Origin of the sequence: Desulfobotulus mexicanus (assembly GCF_006175995.1) — a bacterium.
Taxonomy (GTDB): domain Bacteria; phylum Desulfobacterota; class Desulfobacteria; order Desulfobacterales; family ASO4-4; genus Desulfobotulus; species Desulfobotulus mexicanus.
In genome coordinates this window covers 1-2,519 of record NZ_VDMB01000055.1, presented here as the reverse complement: position 1 = coordinate 2,519, position 2,519 = coordinate 1, and the positions used below count along the sequence as shown (strand labels likewise).

Genomic DNA, 2,519 nt, shown 5'->3' with positions numbered 1-2,519 from the left:
CCCTTTTTCAAAATAACGTGCTGAATTGCTTCATTACGAAGAGCCGATGCTGAAGGCGTAAGCCTGTGAAGAAGTCGATTGATGGAATCATGCGCAGGAGCATTTTTTTGCTCCTGTAAAACTCTCTCAACCTCTGTGCAGGTAAAAATTTTGGGACTTGCTGTCAAAAAAGCCATGTAATCATATTCAGAAAATTTTGGTGGATTCATAATCTTTAAACCTTAAATGGAACCGGTAAAAACATCAACTGCGTAACTCCTAAAAACAAAGGAAAAAACGCTGCTGAAAAAAACATAAAAAAACGGGCTGCAAAGGACATATTCCAGGAATCCGAAAGGATGCCTGCACCAAAAATCAGCCCACCGGTCAGGGTGCTGCCCATTAAAAAAAATCCGGATAAAAAACTCATGCAACCCCTTTATCCAGAAAAGGTGTCCTGAGAGAAGCAATCTGTCTTCTGTCGCGAACCCAGGAATTTCCCTTTCTGGATTTGGCATACCCTTTGATCTGGGCCACACGAAGACTGAGTTCCGAAGAATCCATTCCCGGATGGAACTGACAGTCCACGATTCCCAGAGAAATGGATACCATGGGAAACTGGCAGGCAATTCCCTCTCTGGATTTACCCTGAAAAAAACCCTGATTACGGATGTTCTCCGGATAGAGAATCCGGGTTTCCCCCTCGAATTTTTCCGTAAGATCCCTTGCAAAGGCTTCCGCCTCCGCCGGATGGGTGAAAATGACAAAATCATCCCCCCCCACATGGCCAATAAAGGCATCACTGCGGCAGCAAAGGGATACGCTCTCCCGTATCAAACGGCTTGTGAACATGAGCATACGGTCACCGGCCTCAAAACCAAGACAGTCATTATAGGCCTTAAAGTGGTCCAGATCCGCATAGATCAGGCTCATGCGCACCTGATCCCGCCGATATGCCTCCATGGTTTTTTCAATGCTGGTATTGCCGGGCAGACCCGTTAAAGGATTTGCCCCCCTTGCGGTTTCCACCTGAATCCTGGACATGACATCCAGCAGGCTGCGAACGGATACCATTCCTTTATAAAGCCCGTTTTCAGTAATCAGAATATCATCAATAAGCGTTCCGCAGAGCGGGACATGGCAGCACGGGCCACTTCATCCGGAGGTGTCCCCGCATCCCGGATCATGGGTTCCGTATCCATAATCCGGGCAACGCTTTTTTTCAGAAAAAGGGCATTGCCATAGGGCGAGCTTAGGTGACGGTCCAGATTATAGCGCATGAGAAGGCCCACTGGCCGATTTTCCTTCAAAAGACATATGCTGTCCGTTGGCGGACGGTTTTTCAGTATACGGCTTATCTCTTCAACGGTATCCGCTGCCTGGGCAGTGATTCCGGGGCTGACCAGATGGCCCACGCCGAAACCCTTACAGCCTTGAAAAACCTGCCCGTCAGGACTGCCACCGCTTTCTTCCACATGGTGCACGGAAGGCAGGGAGGATGCCGGTGCAACGGCATTTCCCTGCATCAAAGAAAAGCCAAGTCCGTTAAAATAACGCCTGTCCTTTTTTTTATTCACATTGATAACACCGGAGACGCACTGTATACGGCGGCAGGCATCCGACAGCATGCCCACCATCAGCGCAGCATGGTCCTGCCCCGAGGCATACTGCCTGAATGCCGAGGATTCCAGAAGAAAAAGATCCGGACGCAGGCCTGCAAGGTGGAGCAAAGAAAGGCTTTTTTCACCAGCGCCGCAGATACACAGACCTGTTCCCGTATGGATGGAAAGGGATGGGCCGGGCATATCCATAAAGGCATTAAGGTCCTCTTCCTGAATACCAAGGACAATACGCCGGGGAGAGACTTCTTTTTTTTCAAGAATTGTACTCAGCATTTCAGGAAAATCAGGATGTCCCATGCTTACCGGGTGCAGAAAAAAAACAAGCCGCCCTTCTTCGGGCAGATGGGAAAAGGCATCCAGAGCCACGCCAAAATCCATCATATCACTCTTTAATATCAAACCCTTATTTTCCAGATTTTCCAGCCACTCCTGTCTGCCGGGCAAAAGATCTGAAAAACTTTCTTTACGGACAATCCACAGCCGGATACACCCTGTGATGGTATCTGCAACGGGATAAAAACGGATACCAGCTTGCCGTAAAGAATCTGTGGCCGGAGGCATGGGCGGAATTTCCGGAATCATCTCTTTTCTTTTTCCCTTAGCAGGACTCATGGACAGAACCTCCTGATCTTTACATTACCCGGACATCCTTTATCCTCTGAATATGAGAATTGTATTTGATGCACTCGCAAAAAGTCTCAAGCCATATTTTGTGAGGAAAAGTTGAAAAGATTGTTCCGGGACAAAAATATCCTTACAAATTGATGAATCGAGTCTGGTAGATGTAAAATGCGCTCTTTGACAACCTTATGAAGGGCAAATTTAAGGGTGTTTGCCCCCTCACCTCGCCTTTTTACCCTTTTGAGGCGATTTCTGAACGCAGTTGCCCTCAGGATGTTTAATCCTGTCACTTTGAGT

Annotated in this window: 3 protein-coding genes and 1 pseudogene; all 4 read right to left on the bottom strand. The window is 47.9% G+C overall.

Going from position 1 to position 2,519, the window contains the following annotated elements:
- Positions 1-209, bottom strand: a pseudogene (locus tag FIM25_RS17435) (IS701 family transposase); the annotation flags it as partial.
- Between the two features lie 196 nt (positions 210-405).
- Entirely contained in the window at positions 406-1,053 is a 648-nt protein-coding gene (locus FIM25_RS16770; RefSeq protein ID WP_139450999.1) for a GGDEF domain-containing protein, read from the bottom strand.
- Between the two features lie 26 nt (positions 1,054-1,079).
- Positions 1,080-2,213 (bottom strand): EAL domain-containing protein, encoded by a 1,134-nt coding sequence (locus FIM25_RS16765; RefSeq protein WP_139450998.1) that lies wholly within the window; start codon positions 2,211-2,213, stop codon positions 1,080-1,082.
- Between the two features lie 86 nt (positions 2,214-2,299).
- A partial coding sequence (locus FIM25_RS17430; RefSeq protein WP_218961495.1) for a hypothetical protein occupies positions 2,300-2,519 on the bottom strand: 220 nt, incomplete at its 5' end.

Bases quoted from the DNA above. Each gene is read 5' to 3' on its own strand.
- FIM25_RS16770 (WP_139450999.1), bottom strand. From the start codon at position 1,053: ATGGTATCCGTTCGCAGCCTGCTGGATGTCATGTCCAGGATTCAGGTG.
- FIM25_RS16765 (WP_139450998.1), bottom strand. From the start codon at position 2,213: ATGAGTCCTGCTAAGGGAAAAAGAAAAGAGATGATTCCGGAAATTCCG.